This is a genomic window from Treponema ruminis, from assembly GCF_014201975.1.
Lineage (GTDB): Bacteria > Spirochaetota > Spirochaetia > Treponematales > Treponemataceae > Treponema_D > Treponema_D ruminis.
Window position 1 is genome coordinate 259,842 of record NZ_JACHFQ010000004.1, and the last position, 15,674, is coordinate 275,515.

Below are 15,674 nucleotides of genomic sequence, written 5' to 3' on the forward strand. Positions count from 1 at the left end.
TCATCATGAAAAAATTCATCAATTACTTAATAAGTCCGAAAAGCGACATCTTTCTCTTCGTTCTGCTTTTGATTCTTGCAAACCTTGTCGTTTCACTCGCATATTTCCGAATCGACCTCACTTCTCCAAAGTCATATTCACTTTCAAAGGGAAGCGCACAGGTCGTAAAGACTCTTGAAGAGCCTCTTTCAGTCAAAGTATTCTTCTCTGACAACCTCAACGCACCATACTCAAGCGTCTATCAGTACATTAAGGATATTCTCGTTGAGTACAAGTCATCTGCCAACGACAATTTCAGCTACGAATTCGTGGACATGAAAAAGCCTGAAAATGAAAAGCTTGCCCGCACTTACGGCTTGAACCAGATTCAGATTCAGGAACTTAAAAACAACGAAGTCGGAATGAAGCGCGTATGGATGGGAATCGTCCTTCTTTACGCCGACCGAATTGAAATTCTTGATGCCCTCACCTCAACAGACGGCCTTGAATACCGCGTCACGACAACAATTTCAAACATGGTTTCAACGACAAGTGCTCTCGCAGGCCTTGCCGGTGACGTAAAGCTCACTCTTTATGCGACAAAACGCCTCGCTGATTTCAAAATCGTCGGATTCAACCAGATGGAAGATGAAATCCGCAAAGCTTTCAACGAAGTCAACAAAAAGAACAAGAACCGAATCTCTTTTGCTTCAATTGACCCGAGCCCGGCTGAGATTCCAGAGCTCGTCGAAAAATACGGAATCCAGAGCCTCAACTGGAATGATCCGAATCTTGGAAGCGGAACTGGTGCCATCGGTCTCGTTCTTGAATACGGCGAAAAATCAAGTCTCTTCCCTGTAAAAATGACCCGCGACTTCTTCGGCCGCAATATGATTACGGGGCTTGACGATTTGACTGTCCAGATCGAAGAAAGCCTCAAGTCAATCGTTTCAAAATCTCAGGAAATCGGTTACATCACAGGTCACGGTGAGCTTGAACTGAACGAAGAGTCTCAGTACGGTCAGCCTTCACAGTCAGTTTTCGCAAGACTTGTTTCAGACCGCTACACTCTCAAGGAAATCAAACTCTCAGAGGAAGATATTCCGCAGAAATATGCAAGCGTAATCATCAACGGTCCGAAGAGTTCTTTCACAGACGAGGAGCTTTACAAAATCGACCAGTATGTTTTGAAGGGCGGAAACCTTCTGGTCTTCGTTGACCCGTTTGAGGAACAGCAGGCAAATCCTTATTCTCAGCCGACTTACACACCGATTAACACAGGTCTCGAAAAAAATCTTGAAAAATACGGTCTTTCTGTAGGCAAAAAATACGTCTATGACTTGAACTGTTTCAGCCAGTCAGACCGCCAGTATGGTAAAATGCAGTTCTACATCGCTCCTATGATGCAGAAAAATACTCTCGACCAGAAGAGCCCGATTACAAAGAATTTGGGCTATGTCATTTTCTTCCAGAATGCACCGATTGACATCACGGCCGCAAAGGACAATTCAAACGCCAAGGTCACGGTTCTTGCTAAATCTTCAAAAGAATCTTGGACTGTTGACTCAAACATCAGCCCTGACCCCCGCTTCATTTCCATTCCAAGCGACAAGTCAACAATGGCAAGCGAAAATCTTGCGGTTTTGGTTGAGGGAAAATTCTCTTCAGCATTCTCTGGCAAACCAAAGAGCGAAAAGGATGATGAGAAAAAATCGGATTCAGCTGACAACTCAATTTCTTCAAATGAGCACGTTGCAAAATCCCTTCAGAATTCAAAAATCATCGTAATCGGAAGCTCAATCCTGGGTGGCGCCCGCATTCCTTTGTTCAGCAACGCCCAGCTTCTAGACGAGGAAGGAAAACAGCCTGTATCAATGTTCGTCCGCAATGCCGTAGATTACCTCAACGGCGAGGAAGACTTGTGTACGATGCGCACAAAGGGTCTGTCTTTGAACACCCTCACTGTAAAAAGCGCGGCTGCTTCAACATTTGCAAAATACTTCAACGAAATCGGTCTTGTCGTAATCGTAGCCCTTGCAGGTCTTTTAGTGCTCCTTAAAATCAAGGCAAAGAAGCGTGCAATCCGTGAGCGATACAATCCGAATGATTCGAGAGTGGAGAAATAAAAATGATTAAGAATAAACTGATGCTTAGAAAAGCAATACTCGCTGGCGGTGTCGTTTTGCTGGCTTTGATCTACATTTTGCAGTTGATTGCCGGAAGCCGTTCAAGCGTAAAGGATTTCGTGATTGACAAGACTTTCGACACGATTGAGATTTCTTCTTCTGAAAATGGCAGCGTGAACCTCAAGCGTTACGGCGATTTCTGGAAAGTAAACGACGAGGAAGCTGATTCTGCCAAGGCAAAGTCAATTTCAGACTCCCTTATTTCAATTAAAACTTTGAGCGTGATTTCAAAGTCGGCAAGTGAAGACGCAATCGAGCGATACGGATTCACTGACTCACAGAAAATCACTGTAAAAGTCAGCGACAACAGCAAGGAATATTTGAATCTTGAAATCGGAAAAGATGCGGCTGGCGGTCAGCAGAACTACATCCGCGTAAACGGTAAGAGCGAAATCTATCTTGCCAGCGGTGCTTTGAGACAGAAGTGTGCTGTTAAGGCCGAAGAACTTAAAAAGCCGGTCGAAGAGCCAAAGCCTGAAGAAGCTCCTGCAGAAACAGCCGCTCCGGAAGTTGCACCAAGCGTATAAAAAATTTGATTTGTTATAGCCGATTAACAAAAAATTCATTATATTATTAGTAAATATGTCTTTACCGGGCTTTTGCCCGGTAATCTTTTAGGAGTTGTAAAATGGCAAAAAAACTTACGCCAATGACATTGCTTTGTGGTTATCTCGGTGCGGGAAAAACTACATTGCTCAATAAAGTTCTTAACAATCAGGAAGGCTACAAGGTAGCCGTCATCGTAAATGACATCGGCGAGGTCAATGTTGATGCCAAACTCATTGCTGACGGAGCAAAAATCACTGATACAAGCGACATCGTTCCTCTTACAAACGGCTGTATCTGTTGTACCCTCAAAAGCCAGCTTGCTCAGAATATCGAAAACCTTATCAAGACAGGCAAATACGATTACATCATGATTGAGGCTTCCGGCGTTTGTGAGCCAATGCCAATCGCTCAGGAACTTGAGCTGATTAAAAACGGCAAGCTCGACAATGTTGTAGGCGTTGTTGACGCAGCCCGCCTTGTTGACGAATTTGCAGGCGGCGACAAGCTTCTTGCAAAAGATAAAATCGGCGAGGAAGACATTGAGTCTCTTCTCGTTCAGCAGATTGAGTTCTGCTCAACCCTCGTAATCAACAAAAAAGACCTGGTAACAGAAGACCAGTTCAAGAAAGTCCGAAAGGTAATCGAAGTCCTTCACCCAGGCGTTAAAATCATCGAGACAAGCCACGGCGATGTTCCTGTTTCAGACATCCTTGCTACAGGCAGCTTTGACTTTGAGGGTGTTTACGCAAGCGCAGGCTGGTGTAAGCAACTCGAAGAAGGCGAGATTGACGACGACGATGATGATGAAGATGAACACGAGCATCATCACCATGATCACGATCATCCAGAGCACGGTGAGGAAGGTCATGTTTGTGACGAGCACTGTGAACACCATCATGACCATGACGACGATCATGATGAGCACGAACATCATCATCACCATCACCACGAGCACCGTCACGAGGGCGAGAGCGAGGATGAATACGGAATCGGAACATTCATCTACTACCGCCGAAAGCCTTTTGACCGCCAGAAGCTCGATGAATATGCAAACAAATGGCCACGCAACATCATCCGCTGCAAGGGCTTGCTCTGGTTCAGTGATGAGGAAGAAATGGCATACGTCTTTGAGACTTCAGGCCGCCAGATTCAGGCCGGATACTCAGGCCAGTGGATTGCATGTGCTCCTAAAAAAGAGCAGGAAGCAATTCTCGCCTCAAATCCTGAAATCAAAAAGGAATGGGACGAAAAGGTTGGCGACCGCATGGTAAAACTCTGCATCATCGGTCAGAACCTTGACAAAAAAGCAATTTCAGCAGAACTTGATGCCTGCCTGGCATAAAAAAATCCCCGCAACCGCGGGGATTTTTCTTGTATAAGCTAATAGATTTTACTATTATGCATTTTCTCTTGCTAACTTTGAAATCTCGTCTGCCATTTTATCAAGCGGAACCTGCTTCTGAACACCGCCGAGCTCGTATGCGACTTTTGGCATGCCGTAAACGATTGCTGTAGCTTCGTCCTGGCCGAGAGTCCAAGCACCCTGCTTGCGCATTTCTGCAAGCTCAACAGCACCGTCTTTACCCATGCCCGTCATGATTACGCCGAGAGCGTGGTTCTGATAGACTTTTGCGACTGACTCAAAGAGAACGTCGGCAGAAGGTCTGTGGCCGTTTCTCTGAGGCTCCTGAGAAAGTCGGAGCATTTTTTTGCCGAAATTTGTCTGCTCGACATAAATATGATAGTTGCCCGGAGCGATGTAAATTGTACCGCCTTCGATCGGTTCGTTGTCTTCGGCCTCTTTTACATTGAGGGCGCAGATTTTATTGAGCGAGTTTGCAAATTCCTTTGTGAAGCCCGCTGGCATGTGCTGAACGACGAGAACCGGCTGCTTTAAGTGAGGGTCAATCATCTTGAATACATCACGGAGGGCGTTAGGTCCGCCGGTAGAAATACCGATTGCAATGACTTCGATTTTGCCAGGCTTTCGCAGGGCTTCGATTACGGCAGGAGCTTTTGGCGTTGTTGAAGAAGCAAAAGCAGAGGCTGCATTCTGGGAAGCCTTGTCCTTGCTGCTTGAAAGGAATTCCTGAGCCTTTTCCTTGCCCATTGCAGTAGCAAGCTTGCGTTCTACAAGACGGTCTGAGCCGAGGTTTGAGAAGAATTCGCTTGTCCTTACCTGCTTGCCGTGACGGCGGGCATAAGAGCCACCGTAAGAAGAAATAAGCTCGATGAGCCTGTCAGAAACAGAGCTGATGTCTGCAGAAATAGAGCCGTTTGGCTTTGTAATGAAGTCCGCAGCTCCAAGTTCGAGACATTCGATAGTAACTGCGGCACCCTTTTCAGCGATGCTGGAAAGGATGATGACAGGGATATCGACTTTATTCTGTTTACGCCAGCGCAAGAATTCTACGCCGGTCATTTCTGGCATTTCAATATCGAGGACGATTACATCCGGCTTGAAAAGGGCCAGCTTGTCGACGAGAAATTTGCCGTTCATTGCCTTGCCGGCTACAGTTAAACCTTCCGTTTCATCGATTACTCTGGAAATAAGATTGCGCATGAGCGCTGAGTCATCACAAATTGCAACAGAAATATCTTCCATGTTAAATCCTCCCTAATAAAAAAACAGTCTGCAAAGAAAGCAATGCAGACTCTGAAAATTGATATAGACCGCTGGTTATGAGTGTTTTTGATACAAACAAGCCCAATCAGTTTTCAGGAACTCAAATTTCGTGTCCATGCCGAACAGACTTTCCGAGTGTCCGATGAACAAATATGAATTTGGAGCCATAGAATTCCAGAAGCGGTCTATTACGTTCTTTTGAGCCGGCTCGTCAAAATAGATAAGAACGTTCCGGCAGAAAACGACATCAAGGTTTCTTGCACCTGAATCGTTGCGCAGGTTATGGTAGTCGAATTTGATAGTCTGCATAAGCTCAGGTTTTACCTGATAACCACGGTCATTCTTGATGAAGAAGCGGTCCAGATATTTTTGCGGAATACCAGTGATTCGAGCTTCCGGATAGAAGCCTGCCTGACCAGTCATGAGACACTTGAGTGAAATGTCCGAAGCAGTAATCTGGAATTTGTAGGGTGGAGGAAGAACATCCGCAAGAATCATGGCGATTGTGTAGGGTTCCTCACCTGTTGAACAGCCAGCACTCCAAATTTTGATTGTAGTATCGCCGGTTTTCTTTTTATTCTCGATTACATGTGGAATTACATAATTTACAAGCGCATCGAAATGTGGCTGGTTACGGAAGAATCGGGTAAGGTTGGTCGTAACAGAGTCGAGCATGATTTTCATCTCTTCTTTGTTAGACATGACGAGTCGATAGTATTCTTCGATAGAGTCCAGCTGCTTTTCGCGTAGTTTTTCCTTCAAGCGGCTGTCGAGGATTGAACGGTTCGTAGCCGAGAAGGTGATTCCGCTTTCGTCATAAATGACTTTTCGGAACATATCAAATTCTGCATCTGTTAATAAGTCTGCCATAATCTATATTATACACCCTTGTTTTTGAATTGTAAATAAAATTAAATTTATATTGAAAAAGAACTTGTAAAATTCTTTCCGTTGAAACAAACAAATATTATATGGTAGAATCTTATTACAGGTAATGAAAAAGTCTTATTCCTTTCTATTAATAGCTGCAATTTTTTTCTCCGCTTCATGCTCACTAAATTACTTGAACAGCGAAAATTCCGAAGCATCAATTCCGGAATTCTGCTTTAAGAACGCAAGTTATACAAAATATGAGGCCAGCAAAAAAAACGTTTCCTTAAAGGCAGAGCAGCTGGAGCAGTACAAAAGTGACAATGCGGTCTTTGCCAAAAATGCAGTTTTCGAAACTTATGACTCGGAAGGAAAGGAAGATACCGGCGGTTCCTGTCAGCTGATTGCGGCCAACACCAAAAAGGAAATTTACACCCTCTACGGTGACATTCAGCTCCGTCTTCCCAAGCAGGACATGGAGATTGAAGCCGATTCCCTCAATTTCAACAAAAAAACTGAGCAGATTACCAGCGGCAAGAGCAGTGAAGTCCGCCTCAAAAAAAATGATATGACAATGCAGGGCTATGGTTTCAGCGCCAGCGGAGTCAGCAAGTCTTTTTCATTTGTCGATACCGTTTCCGGCACGATAATTACCGGGGATGATGAGCCTGCCGCAAAAACCGAAGACACTCCTTTAGAAAACGAGGCTGAAAGTGAAGGGTAATTCCAATTTTTTTAGATTCATTGTAAGCCTCTTTCTTTTTTCTTTTGGCGCTCATGCCTTTAGTGAGGAAATAAAATTTCAGGCTGATTCCATGACCGGAGTTTCCGGCAGCAAGACTGATGAAACGAAACTTGTCGGCCATGCCTTCGTAAAAACATCCGTAATGGAAATAAAAGCTGATTCAATCTCCCTTGACGGTGAGGATTTCCGCTACATAACCGCCGAAGGAAGCGTCGAAGGTAAAAATACCGAAACAAAAATGGACTTTACCTGCGGCCGCCTGCGCTATGACCGCCAGACCAAGCTTGCCCGCCTTGAGGATTCAGTCCACATGCTGGATATTGAAAACGAAGTCAGCATCGATGCCCAGATTATTGAGTACAATCAGGATAAAGAGCTCGCAACCATGCAGATTGGCGTCACCATCAAGCAGAAGGACAACACCTGTACGGCGGCTTTTGCAATTTACCGAAAGACGGCCCAGATGCTTGAAATGAGCGGAAATCCAAAAATCGTTCAGGGGGCGGATACTTTCCGTGCCCAGGAGATTATTCTTAACCTTGATTCTCAGGAAATCACCTTGTCCGGTCGTGTAAGCGGAACCGTAACCGATTCAAAGAAAGAAGAAAAGAAGCCTGAAAGTCAAAAAGACCCTGACGAAAGCGGTGATGAAAAGTCAGATCTTGAAGGAAAGCCTGAACTTCCGGCAATTACGGATATCCTCAACAGTGATGCCGCCGAAAAGGAAAGCCAGAAGGATGACGAAGAAAAGGCCGAAAAGAAGGAAGAGCCTGTAAAATCAGAAAAGACTGAAAAGTCTGATGGAGAAAAGTCATGAGCGATATTGAAATTGAAAATGGCGAATTAGAAAGTGAGAATACAGAAGGGGGCAGCCGCCCCCTCGCTCCAAACGCTGAAGCGTTTTCCGCTACCCCCTCTACAGGGGACACCCCCGTACCCCCATCAGCAGATGATTCTTCTTCGCTCCATACGCTTCGGGTCAGTTCTCTTTATAAATCATTCGGCAAAAAAAAGGTCGTGCAGGGCGTTGATTTTCAGATGCACACGGGTGAGGTTTTGGGCCTGCTTGGACCAAACGGAGCCGGAAAAACGACAAGTTTCTATATGATTGTCGGCTTTTACAAGCCGACTTCCGGTGAAATCTTTTTGGACAGCAAGCGAATCACACCGCTTCCAATGTACAAGCGGGCTCAGCTGGGAATTTCTTATCTTCCCCAGGAGCCGAGCGTTTTCAAAAAACTGACTGTCGAAGAAAACATCTGGTCAATCCTGGAGACCCGTCCGGACTTAACCAGGGCCGAAAAAAAACAAAAACTTGAAGAATTAATAGAAGAATTCGCAATCGGCCGCATACGAAAGCAGCTGGCTTACACCCTTTCAGGCGGCGAGCGCCGAAGAACGGAAATTGCCCGCTCTCTTGCCATTGAGCCGAAATTCCTTTTGCTGGACGAGCCCTTCGCCGGAATCGACCCGATTGCCGTAGCCGACATCAAGGGCATGATAAAACTTCTGGCAAACCGTGGAATCGGCGTTTTAATCACAGACCACAACGTCCGCGACACCCTTGAAATCACCGACCGTGCAATCATAGTAAGCACCGGCCAGATCTTAATCCAAGGCACCCGCCAGGAAATCATCGACAGCCCTGTAGCCCGCGAAATCTACCTGGGAGAGTCATTTCATATGTAGGGAGCGACGGCTGAAAGCCGGCAAAACTCACAAGGTGAGTTTTGAGCGAGTCTCGGAAAAATCTGTGATTTTTCCGCGTAAAGGAGCGATTACTGTGCGCAAAAAAAATGCCTCGCATGGATGCGGGGCATTTTTTTATCATTTAGCGAGCGTATTCTATAATTCGTGTTTCGCGAATCATTGTCAGCTTTATGCGGCCCGGATAGCGGATATCCGTTTCGATCTGCTTTGCAATTTTTTGTGCAAGCTCTTTGACTTCGTTGTCCGGAATCTTTTCGTTGTTAACGAGGATTCGAAGCTCGCGGCCTGCCTGAATTGCATAGGCCTTTTCAACACCGTTGAACTTCTCGGCTGTTTCCTCGAGGTTCTCAAGACGCTTGACGTAGTTGTCAACAGTCTCGCGGCGTGCACCCGGTCGGGCTGCGGAAATTGCGTCTGCAATCTGAACGATGACAGCCTCAATTGTTGTTGCCTCAACATCGTTGTGGTGTGCGGCAATCGCATTGATGACTTTTGCGTCTTCGCCCATTTTGCGGGCCATTTCAGCACCAACCTCTGCGTGGTTCTGGTCTGAATCGTTTTCCGCTCCCTTACCGATATCGTGGAGAAGGGCAGCACGTTTAGCAAGCTCCTTGTTTGCTCCGATTTCGGCTGCAAGCAAAGAAGCGATTTCTGCAACTTCCTTTGAGTGAGTGAGTACGTTCTGACCGTAGCTTGTGCGGAAGTAGAGCCTTCCCAAAGCCCGGACTCCGTCCTGACTCATGTTGTGGATTCCCAGGTCGAAGAGAACCTTTTCGCCCTCTTCGTAAATCTTCTGCTGAATCTCACGAGTGACCTTTTGAACGATTTCCTCGATGCGGGCCGGATGGATGCGACCGTCCGTAACAAGGCGTTCAAGTGACTGTTTGGCAATTTCCTTGCGAACAGGGTCAAAGCAGCTGATTACAACAGCCTCTGGTGTGTCGTCGATAATGATGTCGACACCAGTAAGTGTTTCAAGGGCACGGATGTTGCGGCCCTCACGACCGATGATTCGGCCTTTCATTTCATCGCCCGGTAAAGAAACTGTGGTGACTGTTAAATCTCCTGTTGTTTCTGTTGCGATTCGCTGGATTGTGGAAATAAGAATTTCCTGAGCTTTCTTTTCGGCTGAAAGCTGGGCATCCTGCTCAATTTTGTTTAAGAGAGCCTGTGCGTCGTGGCGAGCATCGTTTTCTAGATTTTTGATTATTAAATCTTTGGCTTCCTGGGCAGAAAGACCTGAAATCCGCTCTAATTCCTTGCGGTACTGCTCTTCCTGGGTGCGAAGCTGCTCTTCACGTTTTTTCATAGCATTGGCACGGTCTGCGAATTCGAGCTCTTTTTTGTCAAATTCTTCGGCACGCTTGTCAATCAGCTCTTCTTTTTTACTTACACGCGCTTCGTATCGCTGAACCTCAGCGCGTCGTTCACGATCTTCCCGTTCCTGCTGTTTTCGTTCACGAATGATTTGATCTTTTGCTTCAAGCAAAATTTCTTTTTTCTGTGCTTCTGCTTCCTTTATTGCATCCTGTCTTAAGCGTTCAGCTTTTTGTTCTGACGCAGATAGTTGAAATCTGGCATAACACCATCGAATAATCCATCCAAGAACGATTCCTGCAACCGGGAGACCAATGAACATAATCAAATTCTTGTCCATTTTAGACTTCCCCTAGTTTATGAAATCAGTTCTTCTATAATACTACATCAAATCGTAGTTGTCAAATATAGTTTTTGGGGGCGTTACGGGGTGTCCCCGTAGAGGGGGTGGCGGAAAACGCAGAGCGTTTGTAGCCAGGGGGAGACTTCCCCCTACTGATTTTATACTTCACTTTTTCCCTAAAATCTGATTTAATTTAGACCGACAATCTAGTATGCGGAATTCACTCTGTGGTTCCGGTGAGTTTTATTATGGCAAATTCTTATGAAAAACCTGATTTCTGGTCTCGCAAGGCATTTTCGGAGGGCTATCCGGCCCGATCCGTGTATAAACTGCAGGAAATTGACCAGAAATTCGGCATGATTAAGAAAAATTACAAGGTTCTTGATTTGGGTGCGGCTCCGGGAAGCTGGACAACTTTTTTGCTCCGTGAAATGGAAGGCAGTGGTAAGGTCGTTTCTTGCGATTTGAATCCTCTTTCCAAGAGCGTAAAGGGCGATAATCTTGTCTTCATTCAGGGCGACTTGCAGCAAAAAGAAATTTTTGACCAGATCAAGGCGGAAGGTCCTTTTGACCTTGTGGTTTGTGACGCAGCCCCGCTCACAACAGGAAACCGTGTCGTTGATACAGCCCGCTCCCAGGGTCTTGTAAAAATGGCAATCTGGTATGCGGAGACGATGCTCAAAACTGGTGGTAATTTTGCCGTCAAGATTTTCCAGAATGGGGATCAGCAGGCTTTGCTTAAAAAAATGCGTGAAGTTTTCACGAGTGCAAAGGGCTTCAAGCCTCAGGCATGTCGCTCAGAGTCTTTTGAAACATACTTGATTGGGTTGGGTAAAAAATGAAAAAAGTTTTTTGGGGAGTCAGGAATACAATCAAAAAAATGTCGGTCAGAAACGCGGCCCAGTGTTTTTTTGTCACCTTTGGTGTCTGCACCCTTGTTTTGACCGGAACTATGGTTTTTGCAAATCATACTTCAAAATCTGAGAATAACGGTCAGGGCGGTTTTGAAAGCCCGACTATCCCTGTTACGGAAGAAGTCCTGGACGGAATCGCCGAAGCTGAGGCCCAGGGCGGTGAATCAGGCGCAATTAACGCTGCTTTTGAAGATACTTATAAACTTTCATACTTTGCATATCGGGTTCGTTCAGGCGACATGATCGGCCGCATTGCAGAACAGTTTGACATCACTTCTGATACAATTATTTCAGTAAACAATATCCGGAATTCAAGGCTCTTGCAGATTGGCGATTACCTCAAAATCCCGACCATGCCGGGAATCCTTTACAATGTAAAAAAAGACGGCGAGACGATTGATTCTATCGCCCAGAAATACAAGGTTGACGCGGTAAAATGCTCAGCCGTAAATCATATCGAAATCGACAGTGCAATTTCTGCCGGCTCTACTATTTTCGTTCCTGATGCTGAGCTCGACTGGGTTACACGCCAGGAAATCAACGGCGACCTCTTCCGAAAGCCAATCCGTGCCCGCTGGTACAAATCTTCAAGCTTCGGCTGGCGTGCAAGTCCTTTCACTGGTGCCCGTTCTTATCACTCAGGCGTTGACATGGCTTGTCCTACAGGCACAAGTATTTACGCAGCCCTTCCTGGAAAGGTTACTGCAACCGGCTACAACTCAACTTACGGAAACTACGTTATCATCGCCCATCACTCAGGCTACAAGACACTTTACGGTCACATGAGCGCAATTCTTTGTCACAAAGGAAATTACGTCACTCAGGATACAAGAATCGGCCGAGTCGGAAGCACGGGCATGAGTACAGGCCCTCACCTGCATTTCACGGTATTCAAGAATAATAAACAGGTTAATCCAGAAAATCTCTGGAACTAAAACTTTATTGGCTTATACAAAAAGGCGTGCTCCCATCGGGAACCTGCCCCAACCCTCGCAGTGAGCGAAGCTCAGGCGGGATTGTGTCAGAACCCCGATTCCGCACGCCTTTTTGCATTTGTCGGATATATGTTTTACTTCCAGAACTTTGAGGATTTCTTCATAAAGAAATCCATGTTTGTTGCGACGAAGATTGTGCAGTAGGCTGTGATTATCAGGCCAAAGTTTATGTTCATGATTATTGCGAAAATTGAGCTTTCGCTTTTGTTCAGGAAAATTCCGGTAAAGACAATCATCAAAATCATCAGTATGCCGGAGATAATCCATTTTGCCATTGAGACAGGCTTTATCGGGATGCTTTCAATCATATCCTTGATTGGCCTTGAGCGGATTGGCTCGCTTGCGTAGCGTTCTGCCAGAGTGAGGTAGCGTGCCTGGGAGCGGCATTTTTTGCAGGCAAGGAAGTGGAGAGTCACTCCGAGCGGAATTCTTTCGTATTTGTCGAGGGCGAGAAATTTGTCCATGTTTTTTTCACAAGCTTCATTCTTCATAGTAGCTCCTTAATTTTTCGCGCAGGATTTTTTTTGCACGGAAAATGTGTGACTTTATCGTATTGATTCCTTCTCCGGTGATTTTGCTGATTTCAGCATGGGAATTGTCATAAAAAAAGTAGAGTTCCACGCAGATTTTGAATTTTTCTGGCAAATCTTTGACCGCCTCGCGAACTGCCAGCACGGTGATTTTCCGAATCTGGTTCTTTTCGGGCGTAAGTCCTGCATCCTCGATGTTTTCTTCGTCTGAAATCGGAAGGTATTCTTTTCTCCTGCTCTTTGCGTTTACCGCCGTGTTGTAGGCAATCGCCGTGAGCCAGGTCGGAAAGGAAGAATCGCCTTTGAAGGAAGCAAGATTTGTGTATGCCTTTAGAAAAACTTCCTGCTCAAAATCTTCTGTGTCCGCCTCGTTCTTAAAGAAACTCATTCCCAAAGCCCGAACCCGCTTTTTATAGCATGAAAGCAGCTTTGAAAATGCCTTTGAGTCACCTGATAATGTAGCTTTAATCAACGCATTGTCGCGTTTTTTAATTATCAGCTGATCGAGAGTCATTCTTCCAGTCGTAAAGCCTGTAGAACAAAAGAAGACAGATTCCGACAGTGAGTGGAATCAGTCCGCCCAAAATTGAAGGAGAGAGACCTGTAAAAACAGTGAAGAAAAATGAAAGCATGGCACCGATTCCAGTGAGCAAGAGCCCGGAAAGGAGGGTGGCTGCCTTATAATTGAAATTCCTCTGTGTCTTTTCGCCGGACTGGATTTTCTGCTTGTTCTCGTGGTGAATCCACAAAAGCGCAAAGAAAATAACCGTGCCGCCGATGAAAATGCCCACGATTGGAATAAGCGAGATTATTACTTGTGCTGCAGGCGATGTGATGTGTTCCATTTTTATGACTCCTTACTGAATTAGACACTGACTTTTTTGTTAAGTTGCATCTAGTCCAAAAAAAGATAGTCGTTGAAGTAGATTCCGCTGATTTTACCCAGAACCAGACTTTCGTTTATCTGGGCCTTGAGTTCATTTTTTATGCTGTCCTCGCCCAGTTTCAAAAGTTCGGCCTTCGTATGATTTGAGAAGAAATTTACGAACATCAGTTTTATGCTCTGATGCTTGCGGTCAAGCTCTTCGTAAAAGGCCTGGTCTGTGCCGTCGAACTCGAACCATGGAATCAGGACGATTACGCTCTTTTCAGCATTTTCGTCCTCTTTGCTGAATACCCGGATTTGCCCGATGTTGTTGAAAGCCGTTTTTGAAGCGGAAATAGACTTTGGCGATGGATCTTCCTTTCTTAAGCCGACTCCGGGATGGGCATTCTTTGTGCAGACGGCAATAGCCGTAACCGCCGTAATGAAAAGAAGAATGACGCTGGCCAGTAAAAGAAGAATTTTATTCAAATTACGCATGATTTTCCTCCAAAGTCCTGATTTTTACAGTTTTCCGTTCTCGGCTTTCGATTTTAGGCTTACCAGTCCGCACCGAATTTCTTTTTGAAGCCGGATTTTTCTGGCTCAGGCTGAACTTTTGCCACCTGCTCCGGATTTTCCGCGTGGGGAGCAAGAAGATTTGAAAGGCGGGGATTCTTTTTAAGCTCGCCTCCCTTGATTTTGATGTGGATTCCGTCGTCGAGCCAGTTTTCCTCAAGAATGATGCCGGTCTTACGCGCTTCACTCAGAAGGCTCTGCCTGTCCATCGGAATTGTGTAAGAAAGTTCCTCGCCCAAAAGCTCGTCGCAGATTTTTGCCGAAAGTTCCTCAAAGCCCTCGTGAGTTTTTGCGCTGATTTTTATTGCGTCCGGGAAGAGGCTTGTCATTTTTGCAAGTTGAGTCGGATTGTCAGCCAGCTTGTCGATTTTGTTCAGCACGATGATTCGCGGAGTGTTCTCGGCTCCGATTTCCTCAAGGACTTTAACGACCGTGTTGTACTGGAATTCTGCCTTTTCGTCACTAGAATCAAGGACCAGAAGAATGAGGTTGGCCCTCTGAGCTTCTTCCAGAGTTGATTTGAAGGCATTGACCAGGGAGTGGGGCAGGTTTGAGATGAATCCTACCGTGTCAGTGAGAAGGATGTTTGCCGCAAAGCCCTTTTCATCTTCGCTTGTTTTAATGGAAGATTTGAGCTGTAATTTGCGGGTCGTCGGGTCCAGGGTGGCAAATAGCTTGTCCTCAACAAAAACGTCTGCTCCTGTAAGAGCGTTCAAAAGCGAAGATTTTCCTGCGTTCGTGTAGCCTGCAAGCGCGCAGCAGGGAAGGGGGATTTTCTCGCGGCGTTTCCGCTGAGTTTCTCGGTCACGGACGACCTGTTCAAGTTCCCTTTTAAGCTGCTGGATTTTTTCGCGGATTTTTCGGATGTCGAGTTCCAGCTGAGTTTCGCCTGAACCCTTTGCACCGAAGTTTCCGCCCCTCTGTCGGGCCATGTCGCCGTAAGAGTGGGCAAGGCGGGGACGGGCGTATTCGAGCTGGGCAAGCTGAACCTGAAGAACGGCTTCCTTTGTCTGTGCCCTTTGTGCAAAAATGCGCAAAATCACTTCCTGTCGGTCAATTACCGGAATCTTTGCCAGTTTTTCCCAGTTACGCTGCTTTCGCGGAGAAATTTCAAAGTCAAAAATTATTAAATCACATTCAAGTTCTTTTGAGAGGGCTGCAATTTCCTCGGCCTTACCCTTGCCAAATCCATAGACCGGGTTCTGCTCCATGCGGTTTAAAATGACCGAGCGCGCAATCTCATAGCCAAGTGTTTTTACGAGGCCGCAAAGCTCGGAAATGTCTGCGTCCGGCGCACCAACGAGCAAGGCGCGAATCTTTTTATTCTCTTCTTCTTCGAGATTTATCAAATCCATGGTCAATATTTAATCACAGATTACGGCTCATGTACACAGATTCTCGAAAAAATCTAGCTTTCAGTTTTCCTTTCTTTAATGTTGATTTTCTATTGAATTTAGCCGAAAATATAT

General features: G+C 45.7%; 16 protein-coding genes. 8 read left to right on the top strand and 8 right to left on the bottom strand.

Annotated elements, in window-relative coordinates; all coding sequences use genetic code 11:
• Window positions 1-5: 5 nt before the first annotated feature.
• The 3 genes from HNP76_RS07285 (at window position 6) to HNP76_RS07295 (ending at window position 4,056) form a co-directional block, all read left to right on the top strand.
• Window positions 6-2,105 (top strand): GldG family protein, encoded by a 2,100-nt coding sequence (locus HNP76_RS07285; protein WP_184659022.1) that lies wholly within the window; start codon window positions 6-8, stop codon window positions 2,103-2,105.
• Window positions 2,106-2,107: 2 nt separating this feature from the next.
• A complete protein-coding gene (locus HNP76_RS07290) occupies window positions 2,108-2,692 on the top strand; it encodes a DUF4340 domain-containing protein (protein ID WP_184659024.1) in 585 nt (194 codons plus the stop codon).
• 101 nt (window positions 2,693-2,793) lie between these two features.
• Complete coding sequence (locus tag HNP76_RS07295; RefSeq protein ID WP_184659026.1) at window positions 2,794-4,056, top strand: CobW family GTP-binding protein; 1,263 nt, start codon at window positions 2,794-2,796, stop codon at window positions 4,054-4,056.
• A gap of 54 nt (window positions 4,057-4,110) precedes the next feature.
• On the opposite strand, the gene HNP76_RS07300 is transcribed toward HNP76_RS07295, so the two are convergent.
• Window positions 4,111-5,319, bottom strand: coding sequence for a protein-glutamate methylesterase/protein-glutamine glutaminase (locus HNP76_RS07300; RefSeq protein WP_184659028.1), 1,209 nt, complete (start codon window positions 5,317-5,319; stop codon window positions 4,111-4,113).
• 75 nt (window positions 5,320-5,394) lie between these two features.
• Window positions 5,395-6,210 carry a CheR family methyltransferase gene (locus HNP76_RS07305; protein WP_184659030.1) on the bottom strand — a complete coding sequence of 272 codons (816 nt, stop codon included), beginning with the start codon at window positions 6,208-6,210 and terminating at the stop codon, window positions 5,395-5,397.
• A 124-nt stretch (window positions 6,211-6,334) separates the two neighbouring features.
• Between HNP76_RS07305 and lptC the strand changes: the two genes are divergently transcribed.
• From lptC to lptB, 3 genes are all read left to right on the top strand, one after another.
• Window positions 6,335-6,934 carry an LPS export ABC transporter periplasmic protein LptC gene (lptC, locus tag HNP76_RS07310; RefSeq protein ID WP_184659032.1) on the top strand — a complete coding sequence of 200 codons (600 nt, stop codon included), beginning with the start codon at window positions 6,335-6,337 and terminating at the stop codon, window positions 6,932-6,934.
• A 91-nt stretch (window positions 6,935-7,025) separates the two neighbouring features.
• Window positions 7,026-7,772, top strand: coding sequence for an LptA/OstA family protein (locus HNP76_RS07315; protein ID WP_184659034.1), 747 nt, complete (start codon window positions 7,026-7,028; stop codon window positions 7,770-7,772).
• Complete coding sequence (gene lptB / locus HNP76_RS07320) at window positions 7,769-8,644, top strand: LPS export ABC transporter ATP-binding protein (protein ID WP_184659035.1); 876 nt, start codon at window positions 7,769-7,771, stop codon at window positions 8,642-8,644. The genes HNP76_RS07315 and lptB overlap by 4 nt, the downstream gene beginning before the upstream one ends.
• 142 nt (window positions 8,645-8,786) lie before the next feature.
• On the opposite strand, the gene rny is transcribed toward lptB, so the two are convergent.
• Complete coding sequence (gene rny / locus HNP76_RS07325) at window positions 8,787-10,322, bottom strand: ribonuclease Y (RefSeq protein WP_184659037.1); 1,536 nt, start codon at window positions 10,320-10,322, stop codon at window positions 8,787-8,789.
• A gap of 251 nt (window positions 10,323-10,573) precedes the next feature.
• On the opposite strand from rny, the gene HNP76_RS07330 reads away from it, so the two are divergent.
• On the top strand, window positions 10,574-11,167 hold the full coding sequence (locus HNP76_RS07330) for an SAM-dependent methyltransferase (RefSeq protein WP_184659039.1): 594 nt from the start codon (window positions 10,574-10,576) through the stop codon (window positions 11,165-11,167).
• Window positions 11,164-12,174, top strand: a complete 1,011-nt coding sequence (locus HNP76_RS07335; RefSeq protein WP_246462634.1) for a M23 family metallopeptidase — start codon at window positions 11,164-11,166, stop codon at window positions 12,172-12,174. Before HNP76_RS07330 ends, HNP76_RS07335 begins: the two co-directional genes overlap by 4 nt.
• A gap of 134 nt (window positions 12,175-12,308) precedes the next feature.
• Here HNP76_RS07335 and HNP76_RS07340 read toward each other — a convergent pair whose 3' ends face one another.
• The 5 genes from HNP76_RS07340 to hflX are packed head-to-tail and all read right to left on the bottom strand — an operon-like array spanning window position 12,309 to window position 15,560.
• Entirely contained in the window at window positions 12,309-12,725 is a 417-nt protein-coding gene (locus HNP76_RS07340; protein ID WP_184659041.1) for a hypothetical protein, read from the bottom strand.
• Window positions 12,715-13,278 carry an RNA polymerase sigma factor gene (locus tag HNP76_RS07345; RefSeq protein WP_184659043.1) on the bottom strand — a complete coding sequence of 188 codons (564 nt, stop codon included), beginning with the start codon at window positions 13,276-13,278 and terminating at the stop codon, window positions 12,715-12,717. The genes HNP76_RS07340 and HNP76_RS07345 overlap by 11 nt, the downstream gene beginning before the upstream one ends.
• A complete protein-coding gene (locus HNP76_RS07350) occupies window positions 13,253-13,609 on the bottom strand; it encodes a hypothetical protein (protein WP_184659045.1) in 357 nt (118 codons plus the stop codon). The genes HNP76_RS07345 and HNP76_RS07350 overlap by 26 nt, the downstream gene beginning before the upstream one ends.
• Before the next feature lie 50 nt (window positions 13,610-13,659).
• Window positions 13,660-14,127: a flagellar basal body-associated FliL family protein gene (locus HNP76_RS07355; protein ID WP_184659047.1), complete on the bottom strand. Its 468-nt coding sequence runs from the start codon at window positions 14,125-14,127 to the stop codon at window positions 13,660-13,662.
• Between the two features lie 59 nt (window positions 14,128-14,186).
• Complete coding sequence (hflX, locus tag HNP76_RS07360; RefSeq protein ID WP_246462633.1) at window positions 14,187-15,560, bottom strand: GTPase HflX; 1,374 nt, start codon at window positions 15,558-15,560, stop codon at window positions 14,187-14,189.
• Window positions 15,561-15,674: the final 114 nt, after the last annotated feature.

What these genes read in the sequence shown, in the direction of transcription:
- HNP76_RS07285 (WP_184659022.1), top strand. Translation starts at nt 6, where the DNA reads ATGAAAAAATTCATCAATTACTTAATAAGTCCGAAAAGCGACATCTTT.
- HNP76_RS07290 (WP_184659024.1), top strand. Translation starts at nt 2,108, where the DNA reads ATGATTAAGAATAAACTGATGCTTAGAAAAGCAATACTCGCTGGCGGT.
- HNP76_RS07295 (WP_184659026.1), top strand. Translation starts at nt 2,794, where the DNA reads ATGGCAAAAAAACTTACGCCAATGACATTGCTTTGTGGTTATCTCGGT.
- HNP76_RS07300 (WP_184659028.1), bottom strand. Translation starts at nt 5,319, where the DNA reads ATGGAAGATATTTCTGTTGCAATTTGTGATGACTCAGCGCTCATGCGC.
- HNP76_RS07305 (WP_184659030.1), bottom strand. Translation starts at nt 6,210, where the DNA reads ATGGCAGACTTATTAACAGATGCAGAATTTGATATGTTCCGAAAAGTC.
- lptC (WP_184659032.1), top strand. Translation starts at nt 6,335, where the DNA reads ATGAAAAAGTCTTATTCCTTTCTATTAATAGCTGCAATTTTTTTCTCC.
- HNP76_RS07315 (WP_184659034.1), top strand. Translation starts at nt 7,026, where the DNA reads ATGACCGGAGTTTCCGGCAGCAAGACTGATGAAACGAAACTTGTCGGC.
- lptB (WP_184659035.1), top strand. Translation starts at nt 7,769, where the DNA reads ATGAGCGATATTGAAATTGAAAATGGCGAATTAGAAAGTGAGAATACA.
- rny (WP_184659037.1), bottom strand. Translation starts at nt 10,322, where the DNA reads ATGGACAAGAATTTGATTATGTTCATTGGTCTCCCGGTTGCAGGAATC.
- HNP76_RS07330 (WP_184659039.1), top strand. Translation starts at nt 10,574, where the DNA reads ATGGCAAATTCTTATGAAAAACCTGATTTCTGGTCTCGCAAGGCATTT.
- HNP76_RS07335 (WP_246462634.1), top strand. Translation starts at nt 11,164, where the DNA reads ATGAAAAAAGTTTTTTGGGGAGTCAGGAATACAATCAAAAAAATGTCG.
- HNP76_RS07340 (WP_184659041.1), bottom strand. Translation starts at nt 12,725, where the DNA reads ATGAAGAATGAAGCTTGTGAAAAAAACATGGACAAATTTCTCGCCCTC.
- HNP76_RS07345 (WP_184659043.1), bottom strand. Translation starts at nt 13,278, where the DNA reads ATGACTCTCGATCAGCTGATAATTAAAAAACGCGACAATGCGTTGATT.
- HNP76_RS07350 (WP_184659045.1), bottom strand. Translation starts at nt 13,609, where the DNA reads ATGGAACACATCACATCGCCTGCAGCACAAGTAATAATCTCGCTTATT.
- HNP76_RS07355 (WP_184659047.1), bottom strand. Translation starts at nt 14,127, where the DNA reads ATGCGTAATTTGAATAAAATTCTTCTTTTACTGGCCAGCGTCATTCTT.
- hflX (WP_246462633.1), bottom strand. Translation starts at nt 15,560, where the DNA reads ATGGATTTGATAAATCTCGAAGAAGAAGAGAATAAAAAGATTCGCGCC.